Raw genomic sequence first — 16,467 nt, 5'->3', positions numbered from 1 at the left:
CGCGACCGCAGGTTGAGACATCCGGAACGGTCGGGGCCTGCTCGCGAAAATGGCATCAAAAAGGGACAGAAAGCGTTTGAACTTGCCGGTCAAGCGTGCAGAAATTCAAGAAAATTTCGCCAGAGCAGGGCGAACCGACAGAAAGACTACTCATGCCGAAATTCAAAGCCGGGGTCGCCGGCACGACCAGCTTGGTGACCGCGACGGTGGCCACTTCGGTCGCTGCAATCGTGGCCGTCCTGTCCCTTGCGGGATATGTCTCCGCCCAAGCCGTGACAGAGGTTCCTGCGGCGGCTCCCATGGCGGCTCCCGAGACCCTGGTTCCCGCCGTCCAGCAGCCCCATCTGCCCGAGACCTTGCCCAAGGGACCGCACCGCCCCCAGCCCGCCGCTTTGCCGCTGCTTTCGGATGAGGATGAGCCGCTTTCGCTGAGTGCCGAGGCCTTGCAGAAGCCATTGGGCAAAGAGGTCCAGCCGGTTTTCGATCAGCTGATGAAGAAAGCCGGTCTGCCGCAGGATTTCGTCGTGGCCGAAGCGCCGGTGCGCGATGTTCGCGCGGTGATCGTGGCTTTGCCAAATGGCGGTGCGCAGCGGGTGCTTGCGGTCAATCCGGCCTTTCTGTCGGGCCTGCCGGGCGCGATCGAGCGCGGAGATTGGAGCTCGCTCTTGCTGCTCTCGCAAGGCATCGGCCATCATCTGAGCGGCCATTCGCTGCTGTCGGAAAGCAGCCGGGGGCCGCAGACGCTGGCGGCGGATAAGTTTGCGGGCGCGATGCTTGGGCGGCTTGGGGCGGATTTCAAGACGGTCTCCGAGACCGCCGCCGCGCTGTGGCCCGAACAGCAGACGGGCGCCGTGCCGGGCCGGGCAGAGCGCCTTGCCGCGCTGGCCTCGGGCTGGCTTGCGGCCTGTGTCGAGGTCAAGGCTTGCTCGCCCGATTCTGCGCCCCAGCCGGGTGGGGAAGAGCATCCGCTGCCCAATCCGTTGCAGAACGCCCGCCAGCCGGTGCTGGCCGCGCTTCAGGCCGAGATCGCCAGCCACAGCCAGAGCGGTCACGCGCCGCCCCCCTCGGAAGAAGCCAGCGAAGTCTCTGCCGAGCTTGGCCGCGCGGCGGCGATCCCCTTGAAATTCGACCGTTTCGTCGAGGATCCGGCGGCGCTGATCAATGAAAAGGAAGTGGCCTCGCTTGAACGCGATGCGGTTTCCTATGCCCAGAAGCCGGGGGTCGAGGTGTTGACGGTGGTGCGCAACGATCTGGGCGGGCTCTCGGCCGAGGCCTATGCCCAAAAGATCCTGCGCGAGCGCCGGGTTGGCCAGCTCGAGCTCGGCAATGGCGCGGTTTTGGTGATCGCGCCGGGGCGCGGCGAATGGGGCGCGGCTTTGGGGCCGGGGCTGACCAGCCTGCCGGATGCGGCGAGCGGCGCGGATGAGTTCGGCAAACGTGCGGCTGCCTTTACCAAGTCGATCAGCAAGGGTGACGATCCCAAACAGCCGATGGTGGCGATGGGGCTGACCGAGGCGACCCATGCCATCATGCGCAAACCCTCCTTTGCCGATGCCGATTGGACGATCCGGGCGCAAAGCTTCGAGGCGCTGATGGATCTGCGCGCGACCGCAACCGCGCAGCGTGCGGCCAAAAGCGAGGCCTATGATCCGGCCAAGGACGCGCTTCTGGGCAAGATCGTGCGCCTGCGCGGCCAGCTCATCGGGCCCGCTGCAGCGGCGGGGCTTGCGGGCGTGCGGCTCGACGAGGCTTCGGCCTATGGTCAGCCGATGCTTCTGCGCGCCTCGGACGGCAATGATCTGGTGGTCTATGTCGCGCGTCAGGTGCGCGAGCTGATGCCCGTCGCCTTCCGCGCGGGCCACGATTACGAAATCGTCGCGCGCATCATCCGCAATGACGAGGACCGCCCGGTTCTGGCGCTTCTGAGCTATGACGATCTGACGCCTTTGCCGTAAGCGCGGGTTCTGCGGCGGCTCTGCTCAGATCTCGCCCACAGCTGCCCGCGCAAGGATTGCGCGGCTGTGGGTCAGATCGGGCAGGGTGCCGTAATCCTGCCCGGCCTCGCCGCCCAACCGGGCGCGGCAAAAGAGATCGGCCATGTCATTTGGCGCATGGCGCAGCAATAGGCTCGCCTGAAAGAGCCGCGCCATGTGTTCGACCAGTTGGCGGGCGCGGCTTTCAATGCCTTGAGCGTCGCGCAGCCGCGCAGTCAAATCTTCAAGCGCGGCGTCAAAGACCCGCGATTGGCCGCGTGCCAGAGCGACCTCGTCGCGCCAGAGCGTCAGGCTTTCAGGCCGCTGCGCGATCGAGCGCAGCACATCCAGACAGATGACATTGCCCGAACCCTCCCAGACCCCGTTCAGCGGCGCCTCGCGATAGAGCCGAGCCATGAGATGGGTTTCGACATAGCCGTTGCCGCCATGGCATTCGAGCGCCTCGGCGACGAAAGCACTCGCGCGTTTGCAGGCGAGATATTTGCCCATCGGGATGACCAGACGGCCCAGAAGATGCTCGGCCTCACCGCCGTCTTGCGTCTGAGCCATGCGCAGGCCCGACCACAGAAACGCCTCGGCATCGAGCGCCAGATCGGTCAGGACATTGGCCATCAGCGGCTGGTCGATCAGCCTGCGCTGGAAGGCCTGCCGGTGGCTCGCGTGATGGATCGCCTGCCGCAAAGCCTGCCGCATGATCGCGCCCGAGCTGATCGCGCAATCGAGCCGCGTGAGATGGGCCATGCCAAGGATCGTGGCAATGCCGCGGCCCTCCTCGCCGACCATCTCGGCCTCAAGATCGCGAAACTCGACCTCGGCCGAGGCATTCGAGCGATTGCCGCATTTGTCCTTGAGCTGCTGAAGAAGGAAGTGATTGCGTCTGCCGTCAGCCAGCCAGCCGCGCGCGAGAAAGCAGGTCACGCCCTTGGGCGCCTGCGCCAGCGTCAGGACAAGATCGGACTGCGGCACCGAAAAGAACCATTTATGCCCGGTCAACAGCCAAAGGTCGCCGCCGCCCGGACGCGCTTGGGTCGTGATCTGGCGCAGATCCGAGCCGCCCTGTTTCTCGGTCATTGCCATGGCGACACTGAGGGCGGTCTTTTGGGCGGCGGGGCGGGGGCTCGGGTCGTAATCCTCGCTGAGAATGCCGGGGCCGAGCTCTGCCCAAAGGGCGGGGGCCTGGCTCAAGGCGGCGCGGGAGGCGAAGGTCATGGTGATCGGGCAGCAGACCCCATTTTCGCCCTGATTGAGCAGATAGGAGAGCCCCGCCCGCGCGACCTGCGCGCCCGGACGATCCGCGCTCCAGGCGAGGCTATGCGCGCCCGAGCCCCGCGCGATTGCCATCAACTCGTGCCAGGCCGGATGGAAGGCAATCTGGTCGATGCGATTGCCGAACCGGTCATGGCTGAGCAGCTCGGGCGTCTGGCGATTGGCCTCGCGCGCAAGCGCGACCATGCGCGCAGAGCCCACGGTTTCGCCCAAATCTCGCAGCCGGTCCTCGGCCCAATCGCCGCCAAAGGCGCGCATCGCGGCACAGAGCGCGGGGTCCTGCGCATAGGCATTATAGCCGATCAGATCACCGGGTTGATTCGTCACCTCATGGGTGGCGTAGCCCTCTGCCTGAGGCTCGGGACGGGCGGGCGCTTCCTGCATCATGTCCTCCCGCAAAGGGGTGGTGGATTACGGGTATCATGCCACGGAAGCGCGGATTTTCCCACTCTGCAATCGGCCCCGGGATGTTGATCCAATTGCGCTTGACAGCCCGAAACTTTCGGCAGAATGGGCAAGACAGCGGCGCGTCACCCGTCTGTCACGCGAACCAAGGAAACCAGAGATGAACCCCGACTGTCGAAGTTCGACGTCACAGCACAAAGACCGGATCATCGCCTGAGTTTTCCGCTTTGGCGGCGATGCGTTTGCCAAAGGAGAAGAAAGATGCTGCACAGCTATGTCTGGCACGCCAACCGGCTTGCCTCGGTCACCCTGTCCCGGACCGACTCGACAGAGGTTGAGGACGATCCCGCTGTGCCGCCCGCGCCCGCCCCGGTTTCGGTGCGTGGCAAGCCTTTCACCTCGGGTGGTGCGGTCGATCCGGGCCGGATCGTCTGGGTCGATCTGCTGGACCCGACGCCCGAAGAGGGCGAGCTGGTGCGCAAGATGACCGGGATCGAGATCCCGACCCGCGCCGAGATGGACGAAATCGAACTGTCCGCCCGGCTTTACAACGAAGACGGCGCCGAGTTCATGACCGCGACCACGCTGACCGCGCTTGACGGCGAGGATCCGATCAAGCTGCCGGTGACCTTCATCCTGAAGGGCCCGCTTCTGGTCACCGTGCGCCATGCCGAGCCCAAACCCTTCGCGGCTTTTCTGGCACGGGCGCAAAAGCCCGGCAGCTTCGCCTGTCAGCAGGGCGAAAGCGTGATGCTCGGGCTGCTCGAGGCCTTTATCGACCGCATGGCCGATGTGCTCGAGCGTGTGGGCAATGATGTCGATGGGGTTTCGCGTGAGGTCTTCCGCTCGAAGACCTCGAATGTCACGAAAAAGACCCGCGACCTGCAATCGCTGATCGAGCAGATCGGGCGGCGCGGTGATTTGCTGACGGCGACGCGCGAAAGCCTTGTCTCGATCTCGCGGCTGATCGCCTATCACGCGGCCCCCACCAGCAATGAGCGCGGCAACAAGGAAAACAAGCAGCGCATCAAGCTGATCCAGCGCGATGCAGCCTCGTTGGGCGAGCACGCGAATTTCCTGTCGGGCAAGATCAACTTCCTGCTCGATGCGACTTTGGGGCTGATCAACCTCGAGCAGAACCAGATCATCAAGATCTTCTCGGTCGCCGCCGTGGTCTTCCTGCCGCCGACGCTGGTTGCCTCGATCTATGGCATGAACTTCGAGATCATGCCCGAGCTGAAGCTCTCCTTCGGCTATCCGCTGGCGATCTGCCTGATGATCCTGTCGGCGGCGATGCCCTATCTCTACTTCAAGCGGCGGGGCTGGCTGTAATCAGGCCCCGCGCCCATCACGCAGGCGATCATCAGCCGCCGCGACGGGCGGCCTCGATGGTCGCGATGTCGATCTTGCGCATGGACATCATGGCGGTGAAGACGCGTTTGGCCTCTTCGCCGCCTGCTGCCATGCCCTCGGTCAGCGCGCGCGGAGTGATCTGCCACGAGAGCCCCCAGCGATCCTTGCACCAACCACAGGCGCTTTCCTGTCCGCCATTGCCGACGATCGCATCCCAATAACGATCGGTCTCGGCCTGATCCTCGGTGGCGATCTGGAAGGAAAAGGCCTCGGATGGCGGGAAGATCGGCCCGCCGTTCAGCCCAAGGCAGGCCAGGCCCAGGACGGTGAATTCAACCGTCAGCACATCGCCGGCCTTGCCTCCGGGAAAATCGGTGGGCGCGCGGTGGACGGCCGAGACCGCGCTGTCGGGGAAGGTCTGGGCATAGAAGCGGGCGGCCGCTTCGGCCTCTTTGTCAAACCACAAGCAGATGGTGTTCTTGGCCATGCTGCACTCCTTTCGAAGCGGGCCGCGTCACGTAGCGGCGCGCAGGCATCAGGATAGACCAGTTCGAGCCTTTCGTCATGGGCGCTGTTCGCCGCGTGCGAACGCCGCATTTGTCGCCGCAGCCTTGGACCGGTCGGAAAGGCCGACTAGATTGGGCGAGAGCCATTCCGGCCAGAGGAGAGGAAAGATGGGGCTTCTTGTCGACGGCCAATGGCAGGACAAATGGTATGACACCAAGGCGAGCGGCGGCCGGTTCGAGCGCTCGGTCACGGCTTGGCGCAACTGGGTCACGCCCGATGGCAGCGCCGGGCCAAGCGGGCAGGGCGGCTTTGCCGCCGAAAGCGGGCGCTATCATCTCTATGTCAGCCTCGCCTGTCCCTGGGCTCATCGCACGCTGATCTTTCGCGCGCTCAAGGGGCTGGCGCCGCATATCTCGGTCTCGGTAGTCGATCCGATCATGCTGGAAAACGGCTGGAGCTTTGCCACCGGCTTTCCCGGCGCGACCGGAGACGGGCTTTACGGACTGCCCTATCTGCGCGACCTCTATCTGCGCGCCGATCCCCGCGCCTCGGGCCGGGTCACGGTGCCGGTCCTGTGGGACAAGGCACGCGAGACCATTGTCTCAAACGAATCCGCCGAGATCATCCGCATGTTCAATTCGGCCTTCGACGGGCTGACTGGCAATCGCGCGGATTTCTATCCCAGAGCCCTGCGCCCCGAGATCGACGCGCTGAATGCCCGCATCTACGAGACCGTGAACAATGGCGTCTACAAGGCCGGTTTCGCGACCAGCCAGACCGCCTATGACGAGGCGATCGCGCCGCTTTACGACAGCCTCGACTGGATCGAGAACATCCTGTCGCGCAAGCTCTATCTGGCGGGAGACCAGGTGAGCGAGGCCGATTGGCGCCTCTTCACCACGATCCTGCGCTATGATGCGGTCTATCACACCCATTTCAAATGCAACCGCTATCAAATCCGCGATTATCCCAATCTCTGGGCATGGGCGCGCGCGCTTTACCAATGGCCGGGCATCGCCGAGACCGTGGATTTCGGCCATATCACCCACCATTATTACCGCAGCCACCCGACGATCAATCCCAGCGGCATCGTGCCGACCGGCCCGGTCCTTGACTGGAACGCCGCCCCGAACCGCGAACAGCTAGGCAAAGCACAATGACCACCGGCATCCATCATGTGACCCTGATCACCCGCAAGGTTCAGGCCAATGTCGATTTCTATGCGGGCTTTTTGGGCCTGCGGCTGGTCAAGCAGACCGGCGGTTATGAAGATGCCGAGCAATTGCATCTCTTCTATGGCGACCAGCTGGGCAGCCCGGGCTCTCTCGTGACCTTTCTGGTCTGGGAGGACGGCGCGCCCGGGCGGACTGGCCATGGTCAGGTCGGCGAGATCGCGCTGGCCGTGCCCGCCGACAGCATCGGCACCTGGCTCACCCGCGCGATGAGCGCCCATGTCCCGGTCGAAGGCCCGAGCCATGAATTCGGCGAGACCGTGCTGCGTCTTCACGACCCCGATGGGGTGATCGTCAAGCTGGTGGGCGTCGATCTGCCTGCCGCGGCGCCTCTGCCCGATCCGATCGCGCCGACGCGGGTGCGGGCGGTGACGATCCTGACCGAAACCCCCGAGGAAACCGCGGAATTCGCCGCGCGCTTTGGCTATGCGCCGCAAAACAGCGAGGGCAATACCCGGCGTCTGGTCTCGGACAGCGATGTGCTCGATATCCGCAATGTGAAGGGCTACTTTCCCTCGATCCCCGGCACCGGGATTTTCGATCACGTCGCCTTCCGCGCCCCGGATGTCGAGGCGGTGCGGCAGATGCGGCTCTCCTTCAAGAACCACCCGACCGTCACCCCGGTCCATGATCGCAAATATTTCCTCTCGCTCTATGTGCGCGAGCCCGGCGGCACGCTGATCGAATATGCGACCGATGGGCCGGGTTTCACCGTGGACGAAGCGGCCGAGCATCTGGGCGAGACCCTGTTCCTGCCGCCCGACAGCTGGAAGCGTGAGGCCGATCTGCGCGTCCTCATGCCGCAATTCGCCCGACCGGGCGCGCCGCGCCGGCCTGCGCGTGATCTGCCATTCGTGCACCGGTTCTACGAGCCCGAGGCACCGGATGGCTCGGTCCTGCTTTTGTTGCACGGCAGCGGTGGCAATGAGACCGATCTTCTGGCGATGGCCCATCGCATCGCGCCCCATGCGACGCTTTTGGGTCTGCGCGGGCGCTCGGTCGAAGAGGGCCATCCGCGCTGGTTCCGCCGCCTTGATACGGGCGGCTACGATCAGGACGATATCCGCGCCGAGGCCGAGGCTTTCGCAGCTTTTCTGGAGGGGGCGGCCCGGTCTTATGGGATCGATCTGAGCCAGCTCACCGTGCTTGGCTATTCGAATGGCGCGAATTTCGCCAATGCGGTCATGGCGCTGCATCCCGGCTTGATCCGGCGCGCGATCCTGATGCGCAGCATCGCGCCGCTCGACGATCTGCCCGAGGTTTCTTTGGCGGGAGCCGAGGTGCTGATGCTGACCGGAACCGAGGATGCTTTCAGCGAGGGTGCGCCCCGGCTTGCCGATTGGCTGACCGCCTCGGGCGCGGCGCTTGAGGCGGAAAACCTCGCGACCGGTCACGGCCTTGGCGCGCTGGACGAGCAGCATGCGCGAGACTGGCTTGAGCGGCACCCACCTGAAGTCGAAGCGCCGCTGGTCTTCAGCTGATAAAGAAAAGGCCCGGCGATTGACCGGGCCTTTTCGTGATCGGTTGGCAGTCGCTTAATCGAGCGGCTTCAGCTTGGCCTCGATCGTCGCGCGCCGCGATTCAAGGAAGGGCGGCAGCGACAGGCTTTCGCCAAGCGTGGCCAAGGGCTCGTCCACCGCAAAACCGGGACCGTCGGTCGCGATCTCGAAGAGGTTGCCACCCGGCTCGCGGAAGTAGAGCGAGCGGAAGTAATAGCGCTCGACCTCGCCCGAAGAGGGGATGCCCAGTTCCGTCAAACGGCGGGCCCAGTCATGGATCGCCGCGACATCCGGGGTGCGGAAAGCGACGTGATGGACCGCGCCCGCGCCCTGACGCGCCACCGGCAGGCCGGGCTGGACCGCGACGTGCAGCTCGGCTGCGGGACCGGCCTCGCCCATCTCATAGACATGGACCCGACCCTCGCCGTCGGGGCTGGAGTAATCACGGGCCGCATGCATGTTCAGGACCTCCCGAAGCACGAGATCGGTCGGCGCAAGTTCCGGCACCGAGATGGTGATCGGGCCGAGACCACGGATCTGATGCGCGGCGTCAACCGGGCTTTTCTCCCAGGGATGGGCGGGGCCGGGTTGATCGGCGATCAGGCGGAAGCGCTGGCCCTCGGGGTCCTCGAAATCGAGGCTGGCGCGGGCATCCAGCGTGACCGGCCCTTCGGTCGTGAGCCCGGCTGTGCGCAGACGATCCGCCCAGAAATCAAAGCTGTTTTCGTCCACGCGCAGCCCGGTGCGGCTGATCGAACGGGTGCCACGCCGCTCGCGGGCGACCGGCCAGTCAAAGAAGGTCAGATCGGTGCCCGGTGTGGCCAGCCCATCGGCGTAAAAGAGGTGATAGGCGCTGGTGTCGTCCTGGTTGACGGTTTTCTTGACCAGCCGCAGCCCGAGCGTCTCGGTATAAAAGCGCTTGTTGGCGCGGGCATCGGCGGTGATCGCGGTGAGGTGGTGAATTCCGGTGAGTTGCATGGCGTTCTCCTGCATCTTGTTGGTGTTGATATGGCCCTTCCGCGCGCTGCCGCCACGGCGATGCGATCAAAACCGGCGTTCGGGAATTGCGAACGGCTGCGCCCGCGCTATGATGGCGCCATGCGCTATTCCCTTGATGAGATGGAAACCTTCCTGACGGTGATGGAGCTTGGCACCGTCACCGCCGCCTCGGACCGGCTCAACCTCTCGAAATCGGTGGTCAGCAAACGCATTTCGGATTTCGAGACCACGCTCGGCGCGGCCTTGTTTCGCCGCAATGCCGGGCGCATCACCCCGACCGAGGCGGCGTTGCGTCTGGCCGAACGGCTGCGGCCCGCGCTGACCGAGCTTTCGGCTGCGGCGGAAAGCGCCGCCTGGGGCATGGACGGGGTCAGCGTCCTGCGGGGTCGGCTGACGATTTCCGCGCCGATGAGCTTTGGCACGATCTATCTGAGCCCGCTGATCGCCGAATTCGCGGCGCTCCATCCCGAGCTGGAAATCCGGCTCGATTACGACGACCGCGCCCGCGATCTGCTGAGCGAGGGCTTCGATGTCGCGCTGCGCGTGGGCGAGCTGCGCGATACCGCGCTTAAGGCGCGCAAGCTATGCGAGGATCAGCAGATCCCCTGCGCGAGCCCCGATTACATCGCCACCCATGGCGCACCGCGCGATCTGCAGGAACTCAGCCAGCATCCGGTGATCAGCTACAGCCACCGCTCGGACACCCGGCTTTGGGAGTTTCACTGCAATGGCCGCGCGGTCTCGGCGCCGGTGAAAAGCCGGCTCTCGATGAACAATGGCGAGGCGATCCGCGATTTCGTCATTGCCGGGCTTGGGCTTGGGATGCTGCCGGGCTTCATCGTCTCGCCTGAGATCGCCAAGGGGCGGCTGGTACGCATCCTGCCCGGCTATGCGCCGCGGCGCGTGCCGATTTCGCTCGTCTGGCCGCCGGTCGAGCCGATGCCCGCCAAGCTGCGCGCCTTCATCGACTTCATCGCCGCCGCTTTGCATGACGGCCCGCCTTGGGCGCTGTGCCCCGAGCGCGAGGACTGACGCCGCGCAAGCGGGCTCTTGCAAATCGCGGATTTTGGGCGTTCATCCGAGGCAAAAGACTGCCTTTGAAAATCCCATCATGCAAAATCTCAGCCGCCTTTCCCTTCTGCTTCTCGTCGCGGGGGTCATCCTTGTTGGGGCCAATGCCTTCGTGCTCAGCCCGATCCTCGGCGATGTCGCCCGCGATCTCGACACCGATCCGACGCGCGTCGCCCGCGCAATCTCGGCCTTCGGGGTCGCCACCGCCTTTTCCGCCTTCAGCTTTGCCGGCATGGTTGATCGCTGGGGGCCGCGCCGGGTCCTGAGCCTTGGCGCGCTGCTCGTGGCCGTCGCGCAGATCATCGGCGCGGCCAGCCAGAGCTGGCAGGTGCTTGCCGCCTCGCAGCTTCTGGCGGGGCTTGCGGTCGGGGTCATGCTGCCCGCGACCTATTCGACCGCGACCCGCACGGCGGCGCCGGGGCAAGAGACCGCGCAGCTTGGCAAAGTGCTCACCGGCTGGGCGGTGTCTCTGGTCGCGGCGGTGCCGCTGTCGGCCTTTATCACCGCCCATTTCGGCTGGCGCGCGATCTACGGCCTTTTGGCGGCGCTGTCCTTGGCCGTGGCTTTGGGCTTTGCGCTGCGGATGCCCGCGCTCGCAAGACCTGCGGCAGAGGGCCTCGAGGCAGGGCCGCGCCTCAACCCGCTTCAGGCTTTGCGCCTGCCCGGCGTCAAGCGCATCCTCTTTGTCTGCCTGCTCTTCATGACCGCCTTTTACGGCAGCTTTTCCTATTTCGGCGAGGGTATCCGCGCGGCCTTCGGCGGAGGCGCTGCGACCGCCGGGCTTTACGTCATGTATTATGGCATCGGCTTTGGCCTCAGTGGTGCGCTCATCGGCAAGCTGGGATCGGTGCGCGCGCGGCGCGCGATGATCGTGCTCTTGCTCTGCATCGCGCTGAACTATGTCGCGATGAGCTTCAGCCTTGGACATGGGCTGGTAATGGCGCTGTCGGTCGGGGTCTGGGGCTTTCTGAACCAGTTCGGCCTGAACGCGATCATCGTCTTGCTTAATCGTGCTGCACCTGCAGCAGGCGGCGCGGTGATGGGGCTGCACAGCACCGTGACCTATCTGGCAGTCTTCCTTGGCCCCTATCTGATGTCCTTCGTTTTCCGCCAAAGCGGCTTCGCACCGATTCCCGCGATCGCTGGCGGACTGATTCTGGTCAGTTCGATCTTCCTGCTTCTGTCGCCCCGGGAGACCGAACAGGGCTGATGTTTCGGGTCGGCAGCAATGTTAAGCATTTTAGCATTCTTGCCGATTTCCCGTATAACGGGAGAATATTCGGCTAGAACAATCAGCGGATATTTCCGACCAAGGGCTGAGATTCTGCTAGAGAATTGTTACTCATCTATAAGGAAACGTTGATTTTTTAAACTAAACCGACCGGTGGGTGGCCTTTTGTGACAGTCGGCTGTCTCGCGAAAGTTGCACATCAAAAAAAATGACAACTTTTGAAATGATTTCATTTAATTGCCTTGGACAATGTGATTACTGCTGCGGAGAGAGCGGCGCCAATGCAAGCCAATCTTTAGCAGGTGACCGGTTAATAATTCTGCCGCGTCGCCGCTCTCACATTCTGCCTCAGGCGCCCCAGGTCCGCTCAAGCAGACCGACCCAGTTCTTCCACGCGATCTTCTCTGTCAGCTCCTGCCCATAGCCATGCTGCAGCATAGCATCGACGAGATTTTGCTGCGCCCCGACATCGGCCAGATCCTGCGGCATCAGCGCCCCGTCGAAGTCAGAGCCAAGCGCGACCCCGTCTTCGCCCAGGATCGCGAGCAGGTGGTCGAGATGGCTTAGCATGATCTCGAAGCCCGCGAAGGTCAGGCGTTTGCCGTCCGGCCGCAGGAAGCCGGTCGCATAGTTCAGCCCGACCAGCCCCTTGCTTTCGGCCATGACCTTGAGCTGACGATCGGTCAGATTGCGCGAGCTGGGCGAGATCGCATGGGCGCAGGAATGGCTCGCGACCAAGGGCGCATCAGAGAGCCGCGCGACGTCGTTGAAGCCCTTTTCGTTCAGATGCGACAGATCGAGCATGATTTTCAGCTGATTGCACTCGCGCACCAGCCCCTTGCCCGCTTCGGTCAGCCCGTCTCCGGTATCGGGCGAAGAGGGGAAGGCGAAGGGCACGCCATGGCCATAGCGCGTCGGGCGCGACCAGACCGGTCCGATCGAGCGCAGGCCAAGCCGGTGCCAGACATGAAGCATATCGAGATCGGCAACCGGCTCGGCGCCTTCGATATGCATGATCGCGGCAATGCGACCTTCGGCGATGGCGCGGCGGATGGCAGCGGCGCTGTGGCAGATCTCGACCGTGCCGCTGCGCTCCATCGCCAGCAGATTGGCGGCCTGCGCCAAAGCATGGGGCAGGGCGTGGGCGGCGGGCACTTCGGCCGGCAGATCCATGGCGAAGGGTGGGTTCTCCATCAGCTGGACCGCGATATCGTCATTCGGGCCTTCCTCGGGCGAAGGGGTCCAGATCGCGAAAAAGCCGCCAGCAAAACCGCCTGCGCGGGCGCGCGGCAGGTCGAGATGGCCGGTGCCATCGCCCGAGAGCCACAGCGCGTCGCGCGCCGGGCCTGCTTCGACCATGCGCTGGAGAAAATCGTTATGCCCGTCGAAAACCGGGATCATGGTCCTGCTCCTTTAAGGTGGATTGGCGGGAACATGCGCCGAATGCCCGGCACTCGCAATGGTGTGCGGGGGATGTGCTCTGCCGCGCGATCAAGGCGCTTTGTGGGCGGGCAAAACGGACGTAAGATCAGGGGGCCAGCCAAGAAGAGCCAGCCAAGGAGAGCGAGCCATGACCGAGATCACCACCGGCTTCAGCGGCCAGACTGTCATCTGCACCTTCGATGTGACGCCGGGCACCGCGCATGACGTTCTGGAAGCCCTGCAAGCCGCCTATGACGGCGTCATCAGCCGCCAGCCGGGCTATATTTCCGGCGCGCTTCATCTGAACGACGCCCAGACCCGGATCGCCAGCTATTCGCAATGGCAGGCGCGCGGCGATTATCAGGCGATGTTGCGCACCCCCGAAATGCGCGAGCGCAATCGTCAGATCAACGGCATGTGCCGCAGCTTCGAGCCGGTCATGTATGAGGTGATCTCGACCTATTGATGCTTTCAATGCTGCACCTGCGAAAAAGACGTGCATCGCCGACAGGGGGCCTCTAGACTCGCGCTCGGGCCGAGGCGCTCGGGCTTGATGGCGGAGGCAGGATGGCGGGACGTATCATTACCGTGGCGCAGCAAAAGGGCGGGTCCGGCAAGACCACGCTTGCCGTCAATCTCGCGGCGGATCTTCTGAGGCGCGGCCATAGCGTCGCGCTGATCGACACCGATCCGCAGGGCAGCCTCGGGCGCTGGTTTCTCGAACGGCTCGACCGCATCGGCGAGCAGGACGGGCTGGAGTTCTCGACCTCCTCGGCTTGGGGGGCGAGCTACGAATCCGAGAAGCTGAAGAAACGCTTCGATTTCGTCATCATCGACACGCCGCCCAAGATCGACAGCGATCTGCGCCCGGCGCTGCGCGTCGCCGATCTTGTGCTGGTGCCGGTCGCGACCAGCCATGTCGATCTTTGGGCGACCGAGGGCGTTCTCGATCTGGCGCGACGCGAAAAGTCCGAGGCGCTGATCGTGCTTAATCGCACCCGCCCGAACACCCGGCTGACCGCCGAGATCGCCGAAAAAGCCGGTGCGCTTGGCGCGGGCATCGCCGCGACCCAGATCGCGAACCGCGTCGCCTATGCCGAAACTTTGGGGCAGGGCCTTGGCGCGGGCGAGAGCGGCCGCAATGCGACGGCGCGCGCGGAAGTCGCCGCACTGACCACCGAGATCCTGTCGCATTGGGATTGATCTGAAGGTCCTGACCCAAAGGCTCCGCGAAATCTATCGGTTCCGCGGAGTACCTTGATCTTAGCTGTGCCGCCGCGAGCGTTTGTTGCCGCCGCGCTGCCCGGCCCGGCCCGCCGTCGAGCGGCCCGAGGATTTCGCCGCCTTTTCCGCCGCATCCTCGATCACCGACTGCCGCGCAAGCGGATCGTCGGCGACGGCCAGCTCGACCGCCTCAAGACGTTTGACCTCGTCGCGCAGACGCGCGGCCTCTTCGAATTCGAGGTTCTCGGCGGCTTTGCGCATCTGGACGCGCAGGGCATCGAGATGGGCCGAAAGGTTCGAGCCCACCAACGGCTTGTCGATCCGCGCCGTGACCCGCGATTCATCGGTATCGCCCTGCCACAGCCCGGCCAGCACATCCTCGACGTTCTTGCGCACGGTTTGGGGCGTGATCTCGTGCTCGACGTTATAGGCCATCTGCCGCTCGCGGCGGCGGTTGGTTTCCGCGAGCGCGCGCTCCATACTGCCGGTGACGCGGTCGGCATACATGATCACCCGGCCATCGGCGTTGCGCGCGGCGCGACCAATCGTCTGGATCAGTGAGGTTTCCGAGCGCAGGAAGCCTTCTTTATCGGCGTCGAGAATGGCGACCAGACCGCATTCGGGAATGTCGAGCCCCTCGCGCAGAAGGTTGATGCCGACCAGAACGTCGAAGGCACCCAGACGCAGGTCGCGCAGGATTTCGATCCGCTCGATCGTGTCGATATCGGAGTGCATGTAGCGGATGCGAATGCCCTGCTCATGCATATATTCGGTCAGATCCTCGGCCATGCGCTTGGTCAGCACCGTGACCAGCGTCCGCATTCCGGCGGCTGAGACTTTGCGCACCTCGTCCAGCAGATCATCGACCTGCATGTCGACGGGCCGGATCTCGACCGGCGGATCGAGCAGGCCGGTCGGGCGGATGATCTGTTCGGTGAAGACGCCGCCGGTCTGGTCCATCTCCCAACCTGCCGGGGTCGCGCTGACGAAGACCGATTGCGGGCGCATTGCGTCCCATTCCTCGAATTTCAGCGGGCGGTTGTCCATGCAGGACGGCAGGCGGAAGCCGTGTTCGGCCAAGGTGAATTTGCGCCGGAAGTCGCCGCGATACATGCCGCCGATCTGGGGCACCGAGACGTGAGATTCATCCGCGAAAACAATGGCATTGTCGGGAATGAATTCAAAAAGCGTCGGCGGCGGCTCGCCCGGCGCGCGGCCGGTCAGATAGCGCGAATAGTTTTCGATGCCATTGCAGACGCCGGTCGCCTCAAGCATCTCGAGATCGAAATTCGTGCGCTGTTCCAGCCGCTGCGCTTCAAGCAGTTTGCCCTCGGCCTGAAACTGCTTGAGCCTTTCATTCAGCTCGGCCCGGATCCCCTTGATGGCTTGCTGCAGCGTCGGGCGCGGCGTGACATAGTGGCTGTTGGCGTAAATCCGGATCTGCTTGAAACTGTCGGTTTTGGTGCCGGTCAGCGGATCGAATTCGGTGATGCTTTCGAGCTCATTGCCGAAGAAATCAAAGCGCCAGGCGCGATCATCGAGGTGGGCGGGCCAGACCTCGACGACATCGCCGCGCACCCGAAAGCCGCCGCGCTGGAACGAGGCATCGAGGCGGCGATATTGCTGGGCGACCAGCTCTCCGAGGAATTCGCGCTGGTCATACATCTGGCCCACGACCATATCCTGCGTCATCGCCGAATAGGTCTCGACCGAGCCGATGCCGTAGATGCACGACACCGAGGCCACGATGATGACATCGTCGCGTTCCAGAAGCGCCCGCGTCGCCGAGTGGCGCATCCGGTCGATCGCCTCGTTGATCTGGGATTCCTTCTCGATATAGGTGTCGGACCGAGCGACATAGGCCTCGGGCTGGTAATAGTCGTAATAGCTGACGAAATATTCGACGGCATTGTCGGGGAAGAAGCCCTTGAACTCGCCGTAAAGCTGGGCCGCAAGCGTCTTGTTCGGCGCCAGAATGATCGCGGGGCGCTGGGTCTCCTCGATCACCTTGGCCATCGTATAGGTCTTGCCGGTGCCGGTGGCGCCCAGCAGCACCTGATCGCGCTCGCCCTGATTGAGCCCGCCGCTGAGTTCGGCAATCGCGGTCGGCTGGTCGCCCGCCGGCTGGAACTGGCTTTGCATGACCAGACGCCGCCCGCCTTCGAGCTTTGGACGCGTGACCTCGGCAAAGCGGGAGACCGGAGCGTTGGTGTTGTTGTGACCCATCGTTGCACCTTTGTTCTTGGCTTCCAATCTGGTCTTTT

Annotated in this window: 13 protein-coding genes; 8 read left to right on the top strand and 5 right to left on the bottom strand. The window is 64.2% G+C overall.

Annotated features, from left to right (window positions below; genetic code table 11):
• Nucleotides 1–152: 152 nt before the first annotated feature.
• Nucleotides 153–1,955, top strand: coding sequence for a TPM domain-containing protein (locus JCM7686_RS11685; protein WP_020951030.1), 1,803 nt, complete (start codon nucleotides 153–155; stop codon nucleotides 1,953–1,955).
• Between the two features lie 24 nt (nucleotides 1,956–1,979).
• Here JCM7686_RS11685 and JCM7686_RS11680 read toward each other — a convergent pair whose 3' ends face one another.
• Complete coding sequence (locus JCM7686_RS11680) at nucleotides 1,980–3,644, bottom strand: acyl-CoA dehydrogenase family protein (protein ID WP_020951029.1); 1,665 nt, start codon at nucleotides 3,642–3,644, stop codon at nucleotides 1,980–1,982.
• A gap of 282 nt (nucleotides 3,645–3,926) precedes the next feature.
• Between JCM7686_RS11680 and JCM7686_RS11675 the strand changes: the two genes are divergently transcribed.
• The gene (locus tag JCM7686_RS11675; RefSeq protein WP_020951028.1) at nucleotides 3,927–4,997 is read left to right on the top strand and encodes a magnesium transporter CorA family protein; all 1,071 of its coding nucleotides are present in this window, start codon (nucleotides 3,927–3,929) and stop codon (nucleotides 4,995–4,997) included.
• A 31-nt stretch (nucleotides 4,998–5,028) separates the two neighbouring features.
• On the opposite strand, the gene JCM7686_RS11670 is transcribed toward JCM7686_RS11675, so the two are convergent.
• The gene (locus tag JCM7686_RS11670; protein ID WP_020951027.1) at nucleotides 5,029–5,505 is read right to left on the bottom strand and encodes a VOC family protein; all 477 of its coding nucleotides are present in this window, start codon (nucleotides 5,503–5,505) and stop codon (nucleotides 5,029–5,031) included.
• 187 nt (nucleotides 5,506–5,692) lie between these two features.
• Here JCM7686_RS11670 and JCM7686_RS11665 point away from each other — a divergent pair, with 187 nt between their 5' ends.
• Together JCM7686_RS11665 and JCM7686_RS11660 are read left to right on the top strand one after the other, a co-directional pair.
• Complete coding sequence (locus JCM7686_RS11665) at nucleotides 5,693–6,685, top strand: glutathione S-transferase family protein (protein ID WP_020951026.1); 993 nt, start codon at nucleotides 5,693–5,695, stop codon at nucleotides 6,683–6,685.
• Nucleotides 6,682–8,238: a VOC family protein gene (locus JCM7686_RS11660; protein ID WP_020951025.1), complete on the top strand. Its 1,557-nt coding sequence runs from the start codon at nucleotides 6,682–6,684 to the stop codon at nucleotides 8,236–8,238. The genes JCM7686_RS11665 and JCM7686_RS11660 overlap by 4 nt, the downstream gene beginning before the upstream one ends.
• Nucleotides 8,239–8,292: 54 nt before the next feature.
• Here JCM7686_RS11660 and JCM7686_RS11655 read toward each other — a convergent pair whose 3' ends face one another.
• A complete protein-coding gene (locus tag JCM7686_RS11655; RefSeq protein WP_020951024.1) occupies nucleotides 8,293–9,234 on the bottom strand; it encodes a ring-cleaving dioxygenase in 942 nt (313 codons plus the stop codon).
• 120 nt (nucleotides 9,235–9,354) lie between these two features.
• On the opposite strand from JCM7686_RS11655, the gene JCM7686_RS11650 reads away from it, so the two are divergent.
• Both JCM7686_RS11650 and JCM7686_RS11645 read left to right on the top strand, forming a co-directional pair.
• Nucleotides 9,355–10,287, top strand: coding sequence for a LysR family transcriptional regulator (locus JCM7686_RS11650; protein ID WP_020951023.1), 933 nt, complete (start codon nucleotides 9,355–9,357; stop codon nucleotides 10,285–10,287).
• A gap of 79 nt (nucleotides 10,288–10,366) precedes the next feature.
• A complete protein-coding gene (locus JCM7686_RS11645) occupies nucleotides 10,367–11,536 on the top strand; it encodes an MFS transporter (protein ID WP_020951022.1) in 1,170 nt (389 codons plus the stop codon).
• 369 nt (nucleotides 11,537–11,905) lie between these two features.
• Here JCM7686_RS11645 and JCM7686_RS11640 read toward each other — a convergent pair whose 3' ends face one another.
• Nucleotides 11,906–12,958: a dipeptidase gene (locus tag JCM7686_RS11640; RefSeq protein ID WP_020951021.1), complete on the bottom strand. Its 1,053-nt coding sequence runs from the start codon at nucleotides 12,956–12,958 to the stop codon at nucleotides 11,906–11,908.
• Between the two features lie 169 nt (nucleotides 12,959–13,127).
• On the opposite strand from JCM7686_RS11640, the gene JCM7686_RS11635 reads away from it, so the two are divergent.
• Together JCM7686_RS11635 and parA are read left to right on the top strand one after the other, a co-directional pair.
• On the top strand, nucleotides 13,128–13,445 hold the full coding sequence (locus JCM7686_RS11635; RefSeq protein WP_020951020.1) for an antibiotic biosynthesis monooxygenase family protein: 318 nt from the start codon (nucleotides 13,128–13,130) through the stop codon (nucleotides 13,443–13,445).
• Between the two features lie 101 nt (nucleotides 13,446–13,546).
• The gene (parA, locus tag JCM7686_RS11630) at nucleotides 13,547–14,182 is read left to right on the top strand and encodes a ParA family partition ATPase (protein WP_020951019.1); all 636 of its coding nucleotides are present in this window, start codon (nucleotides 13,547–13,549) and stop codon (nucleotides 14,180–14,182) included.
• 60 nt (nucleotides 14,183–14,242) lie between these two features.
• On the opposite strand, the gene uvrB is transcribed toward parA, so the two are convergent.
• A complete protein-coding gene (uvrB, locus tag JCM7686_RS11625; protein ID WP_020951018.1) occupies nucleotides 14,243–16,429 on the bottom strand; it encodes an excinuclease ABC subunit UvrB in 2,187 nt (728 codons plus the stop codon).
• Between the last annotated feature and the right edge of the window lie 38 nt (nucleotides 16,430–16,467).

The organism is Paracoccus aminophilus JCM 7686 (assembly GCF_000444995.1).
Classification (GTDB): Bacteria; Pseudomonadota; Alphaproteobacteria; order Rhodobacterales; family Rhodobacteraceae; genus Paracoccus; species Paracoccus aminophilus.
Note: the sequence above shows the minus strand (reverse complement) of the source record. Positions and strands in the feature narration are given on the sequence as shown.